The following is a 17,281-nucleotide window of genomic DNA, read 5'->3' as shown; positions in this document are numbered from 1 at the left end:
ACGTGCCGGGTTGTATATCTGTTTGGAAATATAATATTTCCTAATTAATAGATCGATGGATTTGCAGCGTCTTCCTATCGGCCAATCCACCCGCTCACTGACGAAACGAAAGGCAGTGTGCTTCTGAGTATATCTATCTATTCAGCACGCAGCTCCTGCCAGTTTACGAGGGTTTCAACAGAGCCGCAAGTCCGTGTTTTGAGAGGCATTCTCGGTCGCTGACGGTGACAGAGAACAGAGCCCTTTGCCTGTGTCAGTAAGATTGTTCGTCCAGAAATTCGAAATGAACTGGAGGAGATGTCCGGATGTTCGCTCGTCTCTTGTCTGAGATCGTTGTCGGGGGTTGTTGAAGCTACCCACGGCGCCTGAGTTGGGATCTCCGAGGTCTGTTAGTGTTGGTGACCGGTGGTGGTCGCAGCAGTCACCTCAGCTGTTGTTCGAGTAGCGGCGGATCTTTGCCTACGCCTGTGTACTGGATCACGCTACAGAGGGGGGTGGACAGAATTCAGACTATGGACCCAAATCACCCGGGTGGAGAGAATCACCCAGAAGCCGGACGGCGCTTGAGTCAAAAACAGCGCTCCGTAGCGATCCTCAGAGACTAATCAATACGGCCTTATAAAGAAACGTAGTTCTTCCAACTTTGTTTTCACCCACCCTCCTGGATAACCGCATGTTGGAATCACCCTTACACACCCTCCTGACACGGGGGTGGAATCATAGTTGGAAATTGGGTGCGGAGGTTCATATACCGATGCTGAGCTCTTCGGATCATGCTCGAGCTTGACGACTATCCAGAGGGCACTGAACAGCTTCTTGAGGCGTATCTCGATAAGGTTCCGAGTCTTACGGGGGAGGAATTCGAGACGGCTGAAGACTACCGATCAGCCTGCCCCAGCAAGTTGAACCTTGAGCTCGCAACCGAACTTGACTACGAGCAGGTTAGTTACCGGATGGGCGAACTTGCTTCTGACGGGATATTCGGAGTCCATTACGAAGAGATTGGCCGCGGTTCACCGCGGATTCACTACTACCCCAAAGAACCGCTTAGGGTGTACGTCAAAACGCAGACGCTGATGAAGGACCTCTTCGGAGAAATCCCAACTGAAGTCCGGACTCACCACCTCGAAACAGTGACAACCGAACTTGGACGGCTCCGACGAGATGTCCGAACGCTAACGATTAAAGCAGGTTTCCCACCCGAAAGTACGGGACACGGGTTTACCGATGAGGATCGTGATGAGGTGGAGCTCCGATGGGAGTAATCGAGTTCGACCAGTTCCCTCCTGGCACGAAGGAATTGGTCGCTGCAATCGCGGAGTGGAAGGCGCAAAAGTATGGAGATCTGAAACGGGGCGACACCGACTACCGAGTAACTCAAGAAGAATTCACACGGAGGGATCTGGCCAATGAAACCAGTCTCTCCTTCGAGCAGGTACGCTATCGGCTTCAGGTACTTCAGCGAGAAGGGTATGTGAAACAATGGAAAAGACCCGGTGAGCAAGGGTCGCCAGAGAAGATCTATATAATGACGCATAAACTTCAGTCGCATCTCCAAGACACGGAATTACAGACAGCACACGAGGTGTCGAATGTCCGGCCGCACGAACTGCACGAACTCGTAAGCGAAATCGTAATTATACGAGAAGAAATCGAGGAGTTTCGCCTCCGTGCAGGCCTCTCTCCCCACGAGAAAGCGACAACTGAGGAGAATCCAGACCGGTACTCACGTGAAGAACACGTGCGTGAACAGAAGCGGCGACGCCCATGGTAGATTGTTACCCAGGTGCTGAAACTCCGCTGTAGTCACAGAAATGAATCGCAAGGCTACCTAATCCCGGACGAACCGTTGGTATTGGTTCTCAGAAGACAGAAAAGCTTTGACATCCTCCCCGCCATGAAGGGCGAGGATTCCCGACCGCGATGGGATATTACGGTTCGCGGTTCCCGACCTGTTCTCGTGGGGCGAAACGGCCCTCACTACAGTCGAACAGGTGAACCGCTGGCTGTGCCAACCAGCCGTTATCCCTATCACCGCCGTCCGTGGCGAGACTCGGGAGTACCTTTTGTCGAATATTCTCCGCGCCGTTCACGTCAGCGTTCGCAACCGTCTCGCATTTCTCACACACGTACAGTCCACGTTCAACGCGCTGATTGTCGTCCGTATGACCGCACGCCGAACACGACGTCGAGGTGTCACGCTCCGCCACCAACTCCACGTCGATGCCCTCGGCTTCCGCCTTGTAGTCGAGCAGCGTCGTGAAGCGGTCGAACGCCCACCTGTGCAAGTCCAGATTGCCGTGGTCGCCCCAATTCCGCGGTTCGCCGTTCTCGTCGTCTTCTCGGATGCCCCCGAGGTCGCCAACGACAAGCGTACCAACACCTCGTTCGACACACTCCTCCACGATCGCTTTCGAGAGGGCGTGCAAGAAGTGCGTCCGGCGACCCGTTCGTTTCCGGTCAAGACGAGTGGCTTCACGGGAGGAAGAATCGTCGCACATGGCTTTCTTCTTCGTGAAGTAGTATTCGTCCTCTTTGAGTGCGCCACCCGGATACAACACCGATTCACCGCCGAACGAAACAGCGGCGACGTTGCAGATCCCGAGGTCAACACCAGCCACGCCGTCACCCGGCGGTTCCGGGTCAATGACGGCGCGACAGACGAATTGCAACCGCCACTCGTCGCGTTTGTAGACGGCGCGAACCTGTTGAATGTCCCACTCGGTCAAGTCAACATCCGGGCGCGTCTGGTACTCGCACAGGATGAAGTCCGAACGGTGTTCTTTGAGGTTACGGCCTTTCGAAAGGCGAACGCGGGTGAACTGTGCATCGTGCTTGAAGCCAGCCGTTTTGAACGACACGGTTGAACGTGGATGGGAATCTCCATGTTTCCGGTAGCCGGGCGGACGGGCACGGTCGTCGCCGTTCCGACGCTTGCCGAACCAGCCGGTGAACGCTTCAGCGAGTTCTTCGAGAACGCGCTGACTGGATTGCGAATGCAAGTCCGTGTAGCGTTCGTGGCCCTTGAGTTCGGCTTTGAGTTCCCCGTCATCGGGGATCTCGCCCGTTTCATCCCACCGTTGTTGTGCGTAGTAGCGACCGACGTTCCAGAGTTTTGAGGCGGCCCACCCGAGCTGGTCGAGGTCGCCACGAACCTGTCGCTGGTTCGTGATGGTAGCCTCGAAGGTTCGGACGATCCGACTCATTTCTAGCTTCATAACTGGTTATGAACAGCGTTTTATTAATGATGCCGATTGGCGTGGATATCCGGCCTTGCCATCGACGGTGGGTTGTGTAGGAATTGTCGGCTGTATCCCCGCCCTGAAGGGCGGGGTTTTAGCCTCGAAACTTCTATAACACAACCACCATGTCTGAAAGTTATGCCGACCTGTGGAAACTGCGAGAGTTTTGTCACGCAGCGGTACGTCGATGTCTTTGCGCCTAGTGGTGCAGAATCGGTTCGTGTCTGTCCAAATTGCGAAGATCTTGTTCGAGACGGCAATGGTGTCAGAGAAGCCCGAAGTACGAGGCAGTGAGGAGTCCAGCCTGAAGTGAACGTGAAATTTTGTGGGATGTGCAGCGGCTGCGGGCGGAAATTGAGGAGCTACGCGAGGAAGTCAATGACCAATAGCGATTAGGTCGCGTCCGAAATGGGTGGTCTCGGTGACACCCCTTTGTTCGCAACCAGAGAAGTGCTATCACACAGTGGGCCCCTGACCGTGCGCCAGCTGTGCCCACTCCGCCGGTGCAGTCCTCGCGGCTGCTTGGGGATCACAGACTGTCGGAAGCTTCGCTTCTCTCTTCGGTTTCGTCGGTATCATTCGCGATCAGGGGTGGGTCTGGTTTACCCATCAACAGTGGTTGTAGGGTAGTCGAAGCGAGTATCGCAGTTAATGTGGCGGGAACGGGTTCCCGTCATCGTCGTCTTCGCCGTCAACAGATTCCATGTCTGCGTCATCATCCTGCAGCTCGTCCAGTCGGTCGCTAAGTTTTTCCACGCGCTCATCTAGGCCGCCAACCGCGTCGAGCTCCTCACGTAACTGTTCGACCTCGGCTGCGAGCTCACGGAGGTGCTCAACGCGCACGTTGCCTGGGACCTCGCCGAGTACGCGGCGCATGGCAGTCGTTGAGCGCACGAACTCCACACCGGACATCGCGATATGGTAGTGATAAGACGGGGTTCCGTGTCCGTCGTCGACGCGGTGCGCGATAACCACGCCGTTGTCAACGAGCTTGTCTAGTCGATAACGGACGTCCTGTTTCGAGAGACCTGTCCAGTCGGCTATCTCCGCGCGGGTCGGGAAGTTGACTAACACGTCGTCGTTTGTTTCGATCTCGTCTTTGTTGTCGTAGGTGCCACCGAAGCTCGGGTCGAGTTTGTACAGTCCCACGAGGATCTTATCCGTGCCGTCAGGGTAGGACTCAACGGAGAGCATATCTCGGAGGTTCCATACTGATTACATAGGTGTTCGCGTCCAATTTCCACACCTGATTCCACCAGGTGGACAGGGTGGAATCCCGTACAGAATTCCACACGAGCATATAAACTCCGTATTGAATAACCCCCCAATACGGATTACGGAGTATAGGCCCAGACTCAGACGCCGGCTGGCTTGTCGCAGATCCATCCACCCTGCAATCGGTGAGTCGGTGTCCATCCGGTCAAGCGAGTATTTCTGCGCCCGCAGATAGGCGAGGTCCACCGCGACCTCGGGCGCATCATTAGGACGTTGCCTCAGCTACGAGCAGATCGCCAAGTGGGCGGTTCGAATCTCCCTGAAAACTGTCTGTGGACGGTACAGGCGTCTAACCCAGCCTATGGAACGGGATCGACTCACTCGGTGCTTGGTCTCCTGAAGGTGGAGTAACTTCTCAGACGCCGCAATCGGCAACGTCTCTTGGCTGAATCACTACCCAACATTTCGAAATTCGCTCGCGTCTGTTGGGTAGTTGAAAACGGTTGCAACGATCAGTATCAGAACTCCCTATCGTACACGCTGCGGTGGTGGCCGACCGTCAACATGTAGACGGTATTCCCCTCGCAGTCCCAGTCGGCGATCACTCGGTAGTCCCCGACACACAGTTTGAATACGTCTTTGCCGCTGAGACAAGAGATTGCGGTCTGTAAGGCTCTCGCCGTGAAACATAGCCAGCCGAACGCTTTTGCGGTTGTGGGAGAGAACTCTACATATGAGCACTGACACCGTCGGAAATGGCGAGCCGCCGTTGCCGGAGCGAATTTCGCTCACGCCGGCCGAAGATGGTGACGGATGGGTCGCTCGCGACGAAGACACGGGTATAGCGTCGCAAGGGCCGACCCGTGCGGTAGCGCTTGAGAACCTCGATGAGGCAGTCGCTGGGTACTACGGTGGGGGGACTGAGCCAACGCCGGAGGATCTCGCTGAACTTGGCATCGACCCCGACGCGAATTCGAGCGGCTCGCTCAGTGACTCGGACCTGTTCGAGTGACACGCCGAACGTTCTCCGGACGTGAGGTCGTGAAGGTGATGGTCAACAGCGGCATCTACGAGTGGGTTCGAACGAACGGTGACCACGCGATACTCCGCTGGGAGCCGCCAGCTGACCACGATGCCGACGCTCGGACTGTCCCCGTCCCACTACACGATGAACTCGACACGGGGACACTCCGTGCGATCGCTGAGCAGGCCGGCGCGCGGGATTTCACCGAGTTTTGTGAGTGGATCGACCGGAACTCATGAAGTCCGCTTCTGATGACCAAGATCGGTAGGCTGAGGGCTGCCCCCGCGGTTCTCACCGAAGACTTCCCCCTGTTACGCTGGATTCTCAACGATTCTGAACCAGATGGTCTTGGAATAGTAGTTGAGGTCCGTCTTCACGTACTGAAGCAGACGTACGTGAAAAACAGCCGAAAATACGGGAAATAGTTGCACCCCACGCCCCCAATAGCAGGTATGGGCCCGAAAACCGACGATCGTGGGCGAATCTACTTGCCGAAGGACATTCGCGAGCCTTTCGGCGAGCGATATCGCATCGTAGAGTTGCCCTCTCATGTTGCGTTGCTCCCCGTGGCAGATAATCCGCTTTCAGCGGTCGAAGACGCAGTTGGCGACTCGCTTTCGGGGACGCCCTCTGACGAACTGAAAGCGGAAGCTCGTCGAAAGGCGCGCGAGGAGATCGACGCCGAGCGCGAGGAGCACGACGGACGCGGCGACGAGGAGTAGGTCCCAATGTACGTCGAAAGCGATTTTCTGTTTGCGCTAACGAAGCCATCAGATTGGCTCAAGGCAGATGCCGAGGCTGCCCTCGAGGAGTATGACGTCCACACCTCACTCACGACCTACAACGGATTTCTGTTTCTCACCGCAACCGCATTCATCGACGAATACGGCCTGACACCGAACGAAGCGGTCCAGACAGGAAACGCCCACACTCGCAGCAAGCCGATCATCTCAACCGATAGAGCCTACGACGCCGTCGGCGTTGAGCTGGTACCTCTCGATACCGTCAACGACGTGGCAAATAGCGAGTGAGCGGTGAAAATAATACAACATCGGACCTATCCACTAATGTGACGGCGCTCGTGCCATCAGCTGGACAGACCGGGACCGTAGCCGTAGTTGTGCTATTCGTGCTCGTAGGTGCCGGGTTGACTGGCAGGATCTCTCATGAGAATTTTACGCTTCTGTTCGTGAGCATTTCCTTCTTAGCAGGCGGGTATATGTTGGGCATGTCCCTTGATGGTCCAAAGAGATCTTGAACAGTTGCGGCTGCCCTGACGAATATGGCCGAAATGAGAGCTCCCTGAGTCGGTGCCTGAAAACCCCGGAGCACGCGACAGGATATTCGAGGTAGTCATCACCCCACCGGACACACTTAGTGCCGGCCCACTCTACTGATTGCGAATGTATCGGAGATGGCACACAGCCCTGGTCGTCGCGGTCATCGTCGTTCTCGCGGGCTGTACTGGGGGAACACCGGGTGTCACGGATGGCGGTGGGTCACCGGTACCGTCCACATCTGACACACCCACAGCTGAGCAGACGCAACAGCCGGCGCCCGAGGGCACGATGGAGATTCACTTCATCAACGTGGGCCAGTCTGCGAGCACGCTCATCATCGGGCCCACAGGTGAGACGATGCTCATCGACACGGGCGACTTCCGTACTGACGGGGAACACGTCCTGTCGTATCTCAAGGAGCACGACATCGATCGGATCGACCACCTCGTCGTCACCCACAATGACGCGGACCATATCGGGGGCAACGCCGCGGTGATCGAATACCTCGAAACCGAAGGCGAGGGCGTCGGCGCCGTGTACGACCCCGGGATCGCCGCGAGCACGCAGACGTACGAGGCGTATCTCGACGCCGTTGAAGAGTACGATGTCACGCTGTATGAGGTCCGGGAGGGTGACGATCTTCCGTTCGAGGGCGTCGACACTCGCGTGCTCGGGCCTCCCGATCCCTATCTGGATGTCGACGGGCGCAACGAGAACGGGATCGTGCTCCACATGACGTTCGGCCAGACAAGCTTCCTCCACACCGGGGACGCCGAGGAGCGTCAAGAGGAGTACCTCGTTGAGGAGTACGGCGAGTCACTCAACGCGACCATCTTCAAGGCCGGCCACCACGGCAGCGACAGTAGCTCCAGCTCCGAGCTTCTTGATCTTGTCTCGCCAGAAGTAGCGGTGATCTCCAGCGCCTACGACTCGCAGTACGGTCACCCACATGAGGTCGTCCTGGAGCGGTTCGCCGAACGGTCGATCCCGACCTACTGGACGGCGACCCACGGCACGGTTGTCATGAAGACTAACGGCTCAGCGGTCACGGTCAAAACGCAAGCCCAAGCACCGACGGATCCGCTCGCGATTCGTGATGGTGACCCGGTCGAACCGGGCACGAGCACACCCCTCGAGCAGCGCGCTGTGATCACAGCTGTGGGCGGCAGCGTCCAGACAGTGACGCCGACCGCAACGTCGACACCGGCTATAACCGACGGCGGATCCGATCCCGGCGCGCTCGAGCTCGTCGAGGTGCACGCGGACGCCGAAGGGAACGATCGCGAGAACCTGAACGACGAGTACCTCGTCTTCGAGAACACCGGTGACACCGAGCTCGATCTCTCGGGGTGGACAGTCGAGGACGCCGCTGACCACATCTACACCGTTCCTGAGGGAACGACGCTCGAGCCCGGTGCGCAGATCACCGTACACACGGGGGGTGGCTCGGATACAACAACAGACCTCTACTGGGGAGCATCTGCACCAGTCTGGAACAATGGCGGGGATACAGTAACTGTCCGAACAGAGGATGAGACAATCGTGCTGCAGGAGGAGTACAACTGATGGCTGATGATACCGCCGACGTCCCGGACGGAAAGCACACAGCAGTGGTTGACCGCTTCGAGGGCGACCTCGCCGTTTTGGAGGTGACGACACCGGATGGGCTCCGTCAACTCGTCGTCGACGAGAGTGAGCTACCCGAGGATGGCCGCCACCAGGATGCCGTCCTCGAGGTGACCGTTAAGTCACAGGAACTGGTCGGTGCCGTGTACAACGAGCGGGAGACGGAATCGCGGGCCGAAGGGGCACAAGATCGGTTCGACCAGCTTTCGAACCGGCTTGGGTCTGACACTACGGACGACCACTAGAGTGGCTGGGACACGACGATCCCACAACGGTAATATTAGCGCAAGTTAGATGCGGATCTAACTATCCCAGAGTTTGACGCTGCAGACACGAAGGCGGCCTCGAACCGGGGGAAGAGCGCCGCCGCGATCGCGAGCGCGGTTCGAGAGCTCGGCCTCCCCGATCGAGTTGGCGAAGCAGCGAGTGACCAACTTGTCGTCGCGAATGAGCACGATCTACTCCGTGGCCGTGGTGTTCGACCCTTCGCTGCCGCCGCGCTCCGGATCGAGAGCATCGCGGCCGGGCTCCCGCGGCCATTGTGTCGGATCGCAGCTACTCTCAATGTCGACGAACTCGCTGCTCGAGAGGCGGTCAAGCAACTGCAGGGCACGGGTGAGGTACCGTTGATGCTCACAGATGTTGAGATCGTCCTCATTCAGCTTTGTTTCGAAGCAGATCCACCCGACTCAGTGGCAACGGAGGCGTTCGCCTGTCTTGAAGCACTCGAGGATTCGGGCAAAACGATCAATCGCTCGCGAGCAGGAATCGCTGCTGCGTGTCTCGTCTACGCGTACGGGCTCGTCGATCTCGCGTCATCGCCAACGCAGGAGGAAATCGCTGCAATGGCGGGGACAACGCCCATGACAACGTACACACGTCGCAACGAGTTGGAAGCTGTCCTCGAGGCGGAGTGACGTTGACCTGAGATGGCGCGTGCAGCACCCCTTACGACTCGTCGAGTGACCCGATCGCTTGGTTCCTATCGGGTGCATCGACGTCGGGCTCGGAGCGCCACTGCCAGTAGGCATACTCGTACCCATCTTGTGGTTCCTTGATCGAGATGTACGCACGATCGGGAACGCCCTCGTAGTCGGAGGGGTCAGCTGAGTACCCCGCAGCTTCGACGCGACGACGAAATTCCTCCTGGTAATCACCGTCGAGTCCGGTGGTCGTTTTGTGGTCTGCGAGCTCGGCCGACCAGGCCGCGATATCGCGGAGAAGGTCTGCCGGCTGCCGTTTGAGTGGGTCGACGACGTACGCGGGCGCATCCTCGGGCGGTGCCGGTGGTGACTCCCCGGGCATAATTACCCCACGATTCTAATTATGGGGTATTATGAGTATCGGCCGGCCTGATGAGTTCGTGCCCCGAAAATCCGGAACCGGCTACTAGTGGTAAGGTTCGGATGATAGATACAGAGCGCGTATTCGGTAGTGTTCAGATAAGCTGGTTCCATGCGAAGGCGAACGCTTGAAGCCAATGTTCGACGGTATCTGCTTCGGCATGGCTGAAACGTTTGAGAACTGGTTTGTTCGACGTTTTAGTTCTCGAAAGACACATTCGACGCTGTTCCGAGTACCGTGTTTCTCGTATCTGTACTCGAGGCTGTGACAGTGGAGAGCTGCTTGCAGCCACGGTGCAGAATCGACGAGAAAGAGCGCATCATCGACGAGATGTTTCTCGCGAAGTTCGGCGAGAAACATCTCGATAATCGCTTGATTTCTCGTCGGAGAGAGCTTAACGTGCAGCAAGCGGTTCGTGTCGGGATCGACAGCTGCGTACAGCCAGAACCGTTCGTCGTTGAGTTGGATCACGGTCTCGTCAACCGCGACGTGATCCGGGTTCGCACCGTCGAGGGGCTGTAGATCTGCGTTCTGCACCCAGTTGTGAACAGTTGATCGACAGCGCTTGACACCCAATGTATCGAGAATCAAAACTGTATCCGAAAGTGATAGTACAGCCAGATGGAGTCGGATACCGGGCTTCATCGCGGGCTCGGGTGTCGCCACGCTCGAAAATCAGGGTCTCTTCGTCGGTCACTGGTCGTCCTCGACGCTCGGGTGAGGTTCCTCGGGTGCGTGCTCGCGCCACGCTTCCTTGTCTTCTTCGCCGAATTGTTCGTTGAACAGCGCTGTCACTCGCTCGTAGCCACTATATCCTTCGAGGCGTTCGGCGTCATCGGTCACCGCCCAGTACGTCGCCTTGTGCTCAACGAGGTCACGGCCCTTCAATCGCGACAGAGCGGTGCTAACCGCGCCCTCGTCGACGCCAATCTGGGAGGCGATTTCGTGGGCCTTGAACGCACGTTCCTCGTTGGCGACGAGGAACCCCAGTACCTGATCTGGGACAGAAAGATCCACGAGCTCGTCCTCGCTTGTGTTCTCGAAGGTGTCTCGGTCGATGGATATCGTTGAATGTGGATACGGTATGTACTGTAAAGAATGTTAGGAGTGAAAGCTACGAAAATACTGGGGTTTAATTCTCTGTTGACCATGGAGCGGTTCGAGGATCGCATGTATTGAGAAGACCAGCCTCAACTTCTGTAGAGCAGGTTGGACTCCATAGATTCTACATTTTGAGGCACTCGCAACGATAATCGGGGGGAAGGTTTGTGGCAATTACACTCAGACGATCACTTCATCTCATTTTCATTTCAATATTGAATAACTTCTTCTACCCAGAGAATGAAGACACCAATCCAGTAGCCCAAAGGGGCTCTTTACACAATGTACAAACAATCAGTATGACACGCAAGAAGTTTCAGGCAGATCTCTCGATCGCGGGAGTTGTCCTCGCTGCTGGGTCAAGTCAACGGTTCGAAAAAGGAAATAAGCTACTATGGCATCTTCACGAAGAACCGATAGTGGCTCATGCGACCCGGACGCTGGTTAACAGTGACATAGATACCATCGTCGTAGTTACTGGACACGACGCTGCGCGCGTAACGACCGCAGTTTGTGATTTACCCGTTAGCGTTGCATACAACCGGGAACACGATGCTGGGCAGTCGACATCTGTCGCCGCCGGAATTGATGCGATCCCAGAAGATATCGATGCTGTTGTCTTCGTGCTGGCAGACATGCCGTTCATCGATACTGAAACTGTTGATACACTCGTTCAATTCTATCGAACTAAAGACGTAACAGCGGTCGCGGCTGGGTACGGAGGTCAACGGGGCCACCCCGTCTTATTCGACGTGAATCACTTCAGGAGGCTTGCTTCCGTCGAGGGTGATATCGGCGGCCGCCAGGTCTTCGAGGAGGCCGCACACTCAATTATCGTTGATGTGGATGATCCTGGCGTAATACGCGATATTGACGAAATGGACGATATCAATAGATGATTTGTCCAAGTTTGAGATCAATCAGATCGTGGTGACTCGATTATACCCGTCGTTAACTGCAGCGGCGTCCCCCGGCAATAGGGCGACAACGAGGTAATCCGTATACTCCTTGAAGTACTCCACGACAGCCGCGATGCGGTCGGCATCAATGGCCTCTAACGAATCAAGGAGCATGAACGGAACCAGTTCATGAACATCATGAACAAGGTAACCCGCGAGCGCAAAAACGAGGCCGGTCACTTCTCGTTCACTCTCGGAGAGGTGAGACACGGTGTCTTCGTAAGCTGTTCCCTCAGCTGTTGTTCGGACAACGTGTAGATCAAATTGCGTTTCTGACGTCCCACGCCGGGTCTCGCCTTCACCCAGCGAGCGCCGTTCAATCCAGATGCGTTCGATGTTCTCGTATCCGAGTCGATCAATGAGCTGTTCCATATGGTCATTGAAGCCCGTTACAGCCTGGCGCTCTAAGTCCTCGATTCGGGTGCGGAGTTCTGCAAGCCGCTGGTTCACCGTCTCCCGCTCAGCTTCGAGTTCCGGAATCTCTGCGACAGCCTCCTCCACCTCCTCAATACGGTCATCTATCTCAGACAACTCTGATTTGAGTCGTTCGATGGTGACCTCGAGCTCGGTCTCGCGTCTATTGAGTTCGAGAACCCTCTCATTGTCATCAGGCTCCAGAGACTCAACGGCGCGCTCGGCCTCTTGGACGCGATCCCGAAGGGTAGCCCGCTCGTCTTGGAGTTCATCGATCGTCGTCCGGTTTTGGCTGAGTCGCTCCTCGATCTGCTGGAGTTGCTGATCGATCTGTTCACGCCGCTGCTGATGTTTTTCCATCCGTCGCTTCCGGTCTTGTAGCTCATCTAACTCCGCGGAAATCTCACGACGCTCTTCCATCTTTTCCCGACGTAGGGCGCGCAGGTCAGACAACCGCTCCTCGATCTCCTCGCGATCGACAACGGACCCGCAGGTCCAACACTGTAACCCTGGTTCCTCAAGAAGCTGATCTGTGGGATCCTCCGTTTCGGCGACGAGGGCATCCCGGAGGTCCGAATCCGCGTCATCGAGTAGCTCATTGTTGAACTGTACGATGTTCTGAATACGATCTACGAGCGATCCAAGTGACCGTCGACGTTCTTGCAGCTCGCCCGTTTTACGACCGATTTCACTGATCTCTTCGAACGAGGTTGGAAATTCCTCTCGCTCCTCTCGAAGTTCGGATCGTTCGTTCTCTAGCGCTTCAAGCTGTTCCCGTTCGTCCTCGATACGGTCGGAAATATTCGACAACCGTTCGCGTGCTTCTTCAAGCTCAGTTAAAGCCTCTTGATGTTCCTCCTGGCGTTTTTGCATCTCGTCAACGGCAGTGTCAGCCTCGGTAATCTCTTCTCGGACGTCCTCCAATGCAGACCGCTTATCCGTCAAGGTGGACTGGATTTCCCGACGCTCTGACTGGAGTGACGTGAGCTCAGACTTGCGTCCTTTGAGTTCTTCGATCCGCTCGTCGATCTCCGCCCGCCGGGATTCTGTGTTCTCGATCTCCTGTTCGATACTTTTTGTATCAACTGGGTCCATGATAACCTCCCGGAGATCATCCCCCCGCGCGACACTCCGCCGGGCTTCATTCGACTCAAGCAAGAACGCAAAGCGGTCCGCAAGCGTCGGATCATCCAAGTACGGGTCGCCCCCGAAAGTTGTGGTGCCGTCTTTACGTTCAAGAGTTCGAGTATACGTCTCAGGGCCTATCTCGAGTTCGACGATGCCCCTCTTGGCGTCTCCCTTGAGCGATACATCCGTACTTCCTAATGCAGCCATGATCGCTCGGAGGAACGAGGTTCGATTCGTCGCATTCCGGCCTTCAAGAACATTGACACCCGGGACGAGGGAGACTGTAGTCTCCTGTATCCCGCCAATCTGCTCAACGTGGAGGGTCGAGCCGACTTCGACCGGTGCGTCCGATTCCATATTACAGGTTAACAGTGACGCGTCTAAAACTCTAGCCTTTGTGAACCGTCGGTCAGCGTCGGCAGTCACAGCCACCTCGCTCAATGAGGTCGATTGAGTCATGTAGTGTGCCGCACGATTCACACGTAACTCGAACGTTGACCAGAACCTCGAATTCGCCGATGTCCAGCTTGTTACCGTCACGAAGTCTTTTGATCGAATCTTCGACCACTGCCTCCGTGCGATGTTGAATCGACCCAACCCGGTCGAGCTCATGCTCTTTTGAAAGGACATTCTTCTCTTTTTCCGCGTCGAGACAGTTTCGCAGATGCCGATATATCGTTTGATGGGAGCAGAACTTATCCATCGCTTTTTCAACGTTCACTCCCTCACGCTCAAGCGAAGACTTTGCTTCTAGCTGGACCGCTTCCAGCCGATTCTTGTCCGTGAGTAGACTGTGTAGATTCTCGACTCGCCCCTCAACAAGATCCACGTCAGCGGCCCTAAGTTCTGCGCGAAGAATTCGTTGATTGAACCGGTCCGCGAGGGAACGTACGCTCGTTCCAGATTCTCCTCTATCTCCAACCCACCGTTCGACTAGTTCCGAATGGATGCCGTCGAACCCGTATTCCGTCGCAACAGTTCCCACCTTGCAGCGACAAGGGGGTGCGTCCGCTGAATCTTCCATACATTGTGTTACAAACGTACTTGTGTAACTCTTTCTGTTCACTCCCGAAGAGTTAAATAGAGAATCCAGGTATGTGCTACCGTAGCACCATGAAGATCAACGGCGAACAGACGGTCGGTCAGCAACGCGAACAGCTATGGGATACGATCCTTGAATCAGAGACACTTGAGGCGACGATCCCCGGCGCAAAAGAATTGAGCCGCGATGGCGACCACTACGACGGCACTCTGGAACGGGGGTTGGCTGGTATTTCACTTACTCTCAGTGCGGATGTGGACGTTACAGAGAAGGAACAGCCTGCGTGGCTAGAGTGCGATATCGAAGGGGTGGATAACCGTATCAATAGTCGTGTCAACGGGACTGCAGAGGTTGAGTTTGAAGAGGGAGACGATGGGACGACAGTGATTGTCTACGACACGGAGTTTGAGTTTTCGGGCAAACTCGCCTCGCTTGGGTCTCGTATCATCAAACGGAAGGTGAACAGCGATCTAAACACGTTCTTTTCGAATCTTGAAGAGTACGTAGACGAAGAAGAACAACCTGTGTGACTCAACAGGTCTGACTGTTGCTCAAAATTCATCCTGATCAATCCCGATCTAAGAGAAACATTTATTATAATCACTTCGGCACTGTATGACGCACCATGTCACAATGGTCGTTAGCAAGTACCTTAGAGAGTGGTCCAGGATTCCGGGAAGGGATCGCTGAATTCGGTTCCCATCTCGATTTGAGCAAATTTGGGTCGGGGCTCACCGCGGCGGTGTTTGGCTGTACGGGGCCAGCACTCATCATCCTCAACGCCGCGAATGAGGGAGGGTTGACTAACGCACAGGCAGTGTCATGGCTGTTTGGCATCTACGTCCTCGGCGGACTGCTGACGCTTGGGATGGCGTTGTACTACAAACAGCCAATCGTCGGTGCGTGGACAATTCCTGGTGCGGTGATGGTCGGCATCGTCCTCGCTGACTTTAATTTCGCACAGGCAGCGGGTGCGTATCTCGTGTCCGGTATTCTGGTGTTCTTGATAGGGATATCCGGTAAGTTCCGCGATCTCGTTGAATTCATCCCTCAACCGATCATCATGGGGATGATCGCCGGCGTGCTAATCGAGTTCACCATAGGGATTATTACCGCCGTACAGAACGCACCATTGATCGCCGGTGTGGGGCTCATCGGCTTCCTCCTCTTTCATCGATTTGTTCCGAAGATACCCGGGATCGTCGGAGCAATCGGTCTTGGAACTGGAGCCGCAATCTGGCAGGGTTCAACTGCATTGACGAGCATCTCTATCTCGATCGCTCAGCCGATACTCGTTACTCCAGTGATCTCACTGGAGTCGATCATAACGATCGCGATCCCGTTGACCGTGATGGTGATCGGTGCCGAGAACATGCAGGCTATCGGCGTCCTGCAGGTCGAGGATTACGATCCACCGATCAACTCAATGCTTGTGTTTAGCGGGATCGGAGGGATGCTCGCGAGCTTTGTTGGTGGGCACAACGCGAACATCGCCGGGCCGATGACAGCTATTACGAGCAGCGAAGAAGCGGGAGAAGACCGTGAGGGTCGATATGTCGCATCAGTTATTGCTGGCGTGCTGTTTGGCGCGTTCGGCTTCGTCGCTGCAGCGGCAACATCGATCGTCAACGCTGTTCCGGGTACACTCATCTCGCTTCTGGCGGGTGTAGCTATGATCGGGGTGCTGATTAGCGCGTTCGAGGGGTCATGGGTGAGCACCAGTCGGTACCAGTACGGGACGTTCTTCGCGCTCATCATAGGAATGTCCGGTCTCTCGCTGTTCGACATCGGGGCCCCCTTCTGGTCGCTGATTGGTGGAGTACTGGTGTCGCTCATATTAGAAACGGAGGATTGGCGTGAACTCTTCGGTGAGGACTCGGTTCCGGACTCCTCGCCGACTGTCGATGACTGAACGATTTCGGCTGCGGCAACCTTACCAGTAGGTATAAGCCCAGTCGACGTTCAGTTTGGGGTATGATATCGAGCGACTCCGAGGTCGTCGAACGACTCGTCTCGGGAGCAGTCGACACCCACATGCACACCGCGCCGGGCGCGTTCCCCAGGCACGATACTGATTTTTCTGCTGCTCGATCGGCCGAGGACCACGGAATGCGGGCGATCGTCACCAAGAACCATCACTTTGAGACTGCCTCACGTGCTCAGATAGTCCGCGAAGAGCTTGGATTCGAGATGTTAGGAGGGATCACGCTCAACGAGTGGGTCGGCGGGCTAAACCACCACGCGGTTGACGGTGCTGCGAACTTCGACGCTGATATCGTGTGGATGCCTACGATCACAGCGGCCAACCATCTCGAGAACGCTGCCGTCCAGATGTTCGAGACCGAAGAGGAGGAAAAGGGGGGCATTTCCGTTCTCAATGATAGCGGCGAGCTTACCGACGAGACGCTAACAGTGCTTGATCGCATCGCCGCCCATGAGATGGTCATCGGTCTCTCGCATCTCAGCCCCACAGAGTCGATCGAGCTCGTAGAGGAGGCCGTCGATCGAGGTGTCGAGGAGTTCCTCGTCCAGCACCCACACGCCAACTTCCTGAACTACACCCATGATCAAATGCGGACTATCACAGATCTCGGGGCTACCCTTGAGTTCCATTATATCTGCACAACGGAAATGATGGGGAACGCGGCCACAGTCCAAGACTACGTCGACGCGGTCGACATCGTTGGGCCTGAAAACGCTGTGATGGCGACAGATGGTGGGGCGACCGCCAATCCACCGGCAATTGAGCAGTTCAAGTCCTTTGTCGCAGCTATGTTGGATGCCGGCGTTTCTGAAGCTTCAATTGAGACGATGATAGTCGATAATCCGAGGCGAATATTCGATTTGGACTGATCAGAGTGAACTATGCCATGACCGACACCCATTTGTAAGACGCCGGGAACCGG

General features: G+C 56.0%; 21 protein-coding genes and 2 pseudogenes. 16 read left to right on the top strand and 7 right to left on the bottom strand.

Annotated elements, in window-relative coordinates; genetic code table 11:
* The first annotated feature begins 773 nt into the window (after positions 1–773).
* Positions 774–1,265, top strand: a complete 492-nt coding sequence (locus tag K6T36_RS16015; protein WP_222923505.1) for a hypothetical protein — start codon at positions 774–776, stop codon at positions 1,263–1,265.
* Positions 1,256–1,774 carry a hypothetical protein gene (locus K6T36_RS16010; RefSeq protein ID WP_222923504.1) on the top strand — a complete coding sequence of 173 codons (519 nt, stop codon included), beginning with the start codon at positions 1,256–1,258 and terminating at the stop codon, positions 1,772–1,774. Before K6T36_RS16015 ends, K6T36_RS16010 begins: the two co-directional genes overlap by 10 nt.
* 157 nt (positions 1,775–1,931) lie before the next feature.
* Here K6T36_RS16010 and K6T36_RS16005 read toward each other — a convergent pair whose 3' ends face one another.
* Complete coding sequence (locus K6T36_RS16005) at positions 1,932–3,206, bottom strand: RNA-guided endonuclease InsQ/TnpB family protein (protein ID WP_222923503.1); 1,275 nt, start codon at positions 3,204–3,206, stop codon at positions 1,932–1,934.
* A 174-nt stretch (positions 3,207–3,380) separates the two neighbouring features.
* Here K6T36_RS16005 and K6T36_RS19205 point away from each other — a divergent pair, with 174 nt between their 5' ends.
* Entirely contained in the window at positions 3,381–3,536 is a 156-nt protein-coding gene (locus K6T36_RS19205) for a DUF7563 family protein (protein ID WP_425601461.1), read from the top strand.
* Positions 3,537–3,890: 354 nt separating this feature from the next.
* Here K6T36_RS19205 and K6T36_RS16000 read toward each other — a convergent pair whose 3' ends face one another.
* Complete coding sequence (locus K6T36_RS16000; RefSeq protein WP_222923502.1) at positions 3,891–4,436, bottom strand: helix-turn-helix domain-containing protein; 546 nt, start codon at positions 4,434–4,436, stop codon at positions 3,891–3,893.
* 754 nt (positions 4,437–5,190) lie between these two features.
* On the opposite strand from K6T36_RS16000, the gene K6T36_RS15995 reads away from it, so the two are divergent.
* The 9 genes and pseudogenes from K6T36_RS15995 (at position 5,191) to K6T36_RS18955 (ending at position 9,304) form a co-directional block, all read left to right on the top strand.
* Positions 5,191–5,469: a type II toxin-antitoxin system HicB family antitoxin gene (locus K6T36_RS15995; protein ID WP_222923501.1), complete on the top strand. Its 279-nt coding sequence runs from the start codon at positions 5,191–5,193 to the stop codon at positions 5,467–5,469.
* Positions 5,466–5,720, top strand: coding sequence for a type II toxin-antitoxin system HicA family toxin (locus tag K6T36_RS15990; RefSeq protein ID WP_222923500.1), 255 nt, complete (start codon positions 5,466–5,468; stop codon positions 5,718–5,720). The genes K6T36_RS15995 and K6T36_RS15990 overlap by 4 nt, the downstream gene beginning before the upstream one ends.
* A 12-nt stretch (positions 5,721–5,732) precedes the next feature.
* The gene (locus K6T36_RS15985; RefSeq protein ID WP_222923499.1) at positions 5,733–5,906 is read left to right on the top strand and encodes a hypothetical protein; all 174 of its coding nucleotides are present in this window, start codon (positions 5,733–5,735) and stop codon (positions 5,904–5,906) included.
* A gap of 27 nt (positions 5,907–5,933) precedes the next feature.
* A complete protein-coding gene (locus K6T36_RS15980; RefSeq protein WP_222923498.1) occupies positions 5,934–6,203 on the top strand; it encodes an AbrB/MazE/SpoVT family DNA-binding domain-containing protein in 270 nt (89 codons plus the stop codon).
* A 6-nt stretch (positions 6,204–6,209) separates the two neighbouring features.
* Entirely contained in the window at positions 6,210–6,512 is a 303-nt protein-coding gene (locus tag K6T36_RS15975; RefSeq protein ID WP_222923497.1) for a hypothetical protein, read from the top strand.
* 372 nt (positions 6,513–6,884) lie between these two features.
* Complete coding sequence (locus K6T36_RS15970) at positions 6,885–8,327, top strand: lamin tail domain-containing protein (RefSeq protein WP_222923496.1); 1,443 nt, start codon at positions 6,885–6,887, stop codon at positions 8,325–8,327.
* The gene (locus K6T36_RS15965; protein WP_222923495.1) at positions 8,327–8,632 is read left to right on the top strand and encodes a DUF3006 domain-containing protein; all 306 of its coding nucleotides are present in this window, start codon (positions 8,327–8,329) and stop codon (positions 8,630–8,632) included. The genes K6T36_RS15970 and K6T36_RS15965 overlap by 1 nt, the downstream gene beginning before the upstream one ends.
* Positions 8,633–8,695: 63 nt before the next feature.
* Positions 8,696–8,974, top strand: a pseudogene (locus tag K6T36_RS19200) (cyclin family protein); the annotation flags it as partial.
* Positions 8,975–9,016: 42 nt separating this feature from the next.
* Positions 9,017–9,304: a transcription initiation factor IIB family protein gene (locus K6T36_RS18955; protein ID WP_225935238.1), complete on the top strand. Its 288-nt coding sequence runs from the start codon at positions 9,017–9,019 to the stop codon at positions 9,302–9,304.
* 31 nt (positions 9,305–9,335) lie between these two features.
* On the opposite strand, the gene K6T36_RS15955 is transcribed toward K6T36_RS18955, so the two are convergent.
* The 3 genes and pseudogenes from K6T36_RS15955 to K6T36_RS15945 all read right to left on the bottom strand — a co-directional run bounded on the left by K6T36_RS15955 (position 9,336) and on the right by K6T36_RS15945 (position 10,796).
* Positions 9,336–9,692, bottom strand: coding sequence for a hypothetical protein (locus K6T36_RS15955; RefSeq protein ID WP_222609148.1), 357 nt, complete (start codon positions 9,690–9,692; stop codon positions 9,336–9,338).
* Between the two features lie 133 nt (positions 9,693–9,825).
* Positions 9,826–10,394, bottom strand: a pseudogene (locus K6T36_RS15950) (IS6 family transposase); the annotation flags it as partial.
* 30 nt (positions 10,395–10,424) lie between these two features.
* A complete protein-coding gene (locus K6T36_RS15945; protein WP_222609159.1) occupies positions 10,425–10,796 on the bottom strand; it encodes a MarR family transcriptional regulator in 372 nt (123 codons plus the stop codon).
* 335 nt (positions 10,797–11,131) lie between these two features.
* Between K6T36_RS15945 and K6T36_RS15940 the strand changes: the two genes are divergently transcribed.
* Positions 11,132–11,731 (top strand): nucleotidyltransferase family protein, encoded by a 600-nt coding sequence (locus K6T36_RS15940; protein ID WP_222923494.1) that lies wholly within the window; start codon positions 11,132–11,134, stop codon positions 11,729–11,731.
* Positions 11,732–11,752: 21 nt separating this feature from the next.
* Here the strand turns inward: K6T36_RS15940 and K6T36_RS15935 are convergent, their stop codons facing one another.
* Positions 11,753–13,690: an archaea-specific SMC-related protein gene (locus K6T36_RS15935; RefSeq protein ID WP_222609150.1), complete on the bottom strand. Its 1,938-nt coding sequence runs from the start codon at positions 13,688–13,690 to the stop codon at positions 11,753–11,755.
* 52 nt (positions 13,691–13,742) lie between these two features.
* Complete coding sequence (gene rdfA, locus K6T36_RS15930; RefSeq protein ID WP_222608957.1) at positions 13,743–14,357, bottom strand: rod-determining factor RdfA; 615 nt, start codon at positions 14,355–14,357, stop codon at positions 13,743–13,745.
* Positions 14,358–14,446: 89 nt separating this feature from the next.
* On the opposite strand from rdfA, the gene K6T36_RS15925 reads away from it, so the two are divergent.
* From K6T36_RS15925 to K6T36_RS15915, 3 genes are all read left to right on the top strand, one after another.
* Entirely contained in the window at positions 14,447–14,905 is a 459-nt protein-coding gene (locus K6T36_RS15925) for an SRPBCC family protein (RefSeq protein WP_222608958.1), read from the top strand.
* Between the two features lie 95 nt (positions 14,906–15,000).
* Positions 15,001–16,287 carry a benzoate/H(+) symporter BenE family transporter gene (locus K6T36_RS15920; protein WP_222923493.1) on the top strand — a complete coding sequence of 429 codons (1,287 nt, stop codon included), beginning with the start codon at positions 15,001–15,003 and terminating at the stop codon, positions 16,285–16,287.
* Between the two features lie 62 nt (positions 16,288–16,349).
* Complete coding sequence (locus K6T36_RS15915; protein ID WP_222923492.1) at positions 16,350–17,228, top strand: DUF6282 family protein; 879 nt, start codon at positions 16,350–16,352, stop codon at positions 17,226–17,228.
* Positions 17,229–17,281 lie beyond the last annotated feature (53 nt).

It is taken from the genome of Halobaculum roseum (genome assembly GCF_019880245.1).
GTDB lineage: Archaea > Halobacteriota > Halobacteria > Halobacteriales > Haloferacaceae > Halobaculum > Halobaculum roseum.
This window is presented reverse-complemented; position numbering and strand designations above follow the sequence as displayed.